Source organism: Burkholderia sp. LMG 13014, assembly GCF_905232215.1.
GTDB lineage: Bacteria > Pseudomonadota > Gammaproteobacteria > Burkholderiales > Burkholderiaceae > Burkholderia.
This window is the reverse complement of record NZ_CAJNKE010000837.1, coordinates 1-2,005: the sequence shown is the minus strand read 5'-3', so window position 1 is coordinate 2,005 and position 2,005 is coordinate 1. Positions and strand designations below refer to the sequence as shown.

Annotated in this window: 3 protein-coding genes; 1 reads left to right on the top strand and 2 read right to left on the bottom strand. The window is 66.1% G+C overall.

From position 1 onward, the window contains the following. Together JYJ84_RS35210 and aroQ are read right to left on the bottom strand one after the other, a co-directional pair. The coding region (locus JYJ84_RS35210) for a shikimate dehydrogenase (protein ID WP_205190173.1) at positions 1-478 on the bottom strand (478 nt) is incomplete at its 3' end. Further along, complete coding sequence (gene aroQ, locus JYJ84_RS35205) at positions 475-930, bottom strand: type II 3-dehydroquinate dehydratase (RefSeq protein ID WP_174958150.1); 456 nt, start codon at positions 928-930, stop codon at positions 475-477. The genes aroQ and JYJ84_RS35210, both read right to left, overlap by 4 nt. Positions 931-1,187: 257 nt before the next feature. Here aroQ and JYJ84_RS35200 point away from each other — a divergent pair. Next, positions 1,188-2,005: sugar phosphate isomerase/epimerase (locus JYJ84_RS35200; RefSeq protein ID WP_205190172.1), on the top strand; the 818-nt coding region annotated here is incomplete at its 3' end.

The following is a 2,005-nucleotide window of genomic DNA, read 5'->3' as shown; positions in this document are numbered from 1 at the left end:
CGACATCGAAAATCGTCAGTTCGGCCGCGCCCATCTGCAGCGCCGCGTGTGCGACGGCCGCGCCCGCGCCGCCCGCGCCGAGCTGGACGACGCGTTCGAGCGATGCGTCGGGCAGCCCGCGGCGGAACGATTTCGCGAAACCCGACCAGTCGGTGTTGTGGCCGATCCGCTTGCCGTCCTTGAACAGCACGGTGTTCACCGCGCCGAGCGCACGCGCATCGTCCGACAGCGCGTCGAGGTGCTCGATCACGCGCTGCTTGCACGGGTGCGTGATGTTCAGGCCGTTGTAGCCCATCCGCTGCGCGGCATCGAGCAGTTGCGGCAGTGCGTCGACGGTCACGCCGAGCGCGTCGAGATCGATGCGCCGGTAGACATAGCCGAACCCCTGGCGGAACCCTTCTTCCTCATGCATCGCGGGCGACAGCGAGCCGCCGATGCCCTGGCCGATCAGGCCGATCAGAAACGACGGGCGGCTCATCGTGCGGCTCCCTGCGCGAACAGCGTCGCCAGACGCTGCAGCGCGAACACGTAGCCTTCGGTGCCGCAGCCGCAGATCACGGCTTCGGCAACCGCCGACACATAAGAATGGTGACGGAACGCTTCGCGGCGATGCACGTTCGAGATATGCACTTCGATCACCGGCTTCGCGATCGCGGAAAGCGCATCGGCCAGCGCGACCGACGTATGCGTATAGGCGGCCGGGTTGATCACGATGCCGTGCGTGTCGTGACGCGCGGCATGCAGCCAGTCGATCAGCTGGTGCTCGGCGTTCGACTGGCGGAAGTCGATCTCCAGCCCGAGCCCCTCGGCCACCGTGCGGCAGCGCTGCTCGACGTCGGCGAGCGTTTCCGCGCCGTAGATATGGGGCTCGCGCGTCCCCAGCAGATTCAGGTTCGGGCCGTTCAGCACCAGCACCTTGTGCTTGCTCATGGTGATTCTGCTCCTAAAACAGGGGCGGACCGTGACCGGCATCGCCCCGAAAACATCGGAATTTGGCGCTAGTGTGCGCCCGGGAATGCTGGCTGTCTTTTCGGGTTTTCGCTAATTTGTACCACCTAGTTAGTTTGTACAATACGCATCACTAGCCCAGTAAATTAGGGATATGGCGTTCGCCAGGAATTCAACGACTGGTTCATTCAGGACCGGTTCGACCGGCGCCATACCCCGCTCATCCGCAGGATTCGCCCATGCAGCGCTCGATCGCCACCGTGTCACTGTCCGGCACGCTCGCCGAGAAACTCGCCGCCATCCAGGCCGCAGGCTTCGACGGCGTGGAAATCTTCGAAAACGACCTCGTCTACTTCGATGGATCGCCGGCCGACGTCCGGCGCACGGCCGCCGATCTCGGCCTCGACATCGTGCTGTTCCAGCCGTTTCGCGACTTCGAGGGCGTGAGCGCGGCCCAGCTCGCCCGCAACCTCGACCGGATCAAGCGCAAGTTCGACGTGATGCATGCGCTCGGCACCGACCGCATCCTGGTGTGCAGCAACGTGTCGGCCGACACGATCGCGGACGACGGGCTGCTCGTCGACCAGCTCGGCGCGCTCGCCGAGGCCGCGCGGCAGGCCGGCGTGGTCGCCGCGTACGAAGCGCTCGCGTGGGGCCGCGTCGTGAAGCGCTACGGCCATGCGTGGAAACTGGTGAATGCCGTGAACAGCCCGCACCTCGGCCTCGCGCTCGACAGCTTCCACACGCTGTCGCTCGACGATTCGCCGGACGCGATCGCCGACATCCCCGGCGACCGGATCGCGTTCGTGCAGATCGCCGATGCGCCGAAGCTCGCGATGGACGTGCTCGAATGGAGCCGCCACTACCGCTCGTTCCCGGGCCAGGGCGACTTCGACCTCGCCCGCTTCACCGCGCGCGTGATCGAGTCCGGCTATACGGGGCCGCTGTCGCTCGAGATCTTCAACGACGGCTTCCGCGCGGCGCCGACTGCGATCACGGCCGCCGACGGCCATCGCTCGCTGCTCTATCTGGAAGAGCTCACGCGTGAACGACTCGC

Excerpts from the sequence above, each read along its gene's own strand:
- aroQ (WP_174958150.1), bottom strand. The coding sequence starts at position 930 with ATGAGCAAGCACAAGGTGCTGGTGCTGAACGGCCCGAACCTGAATCTG.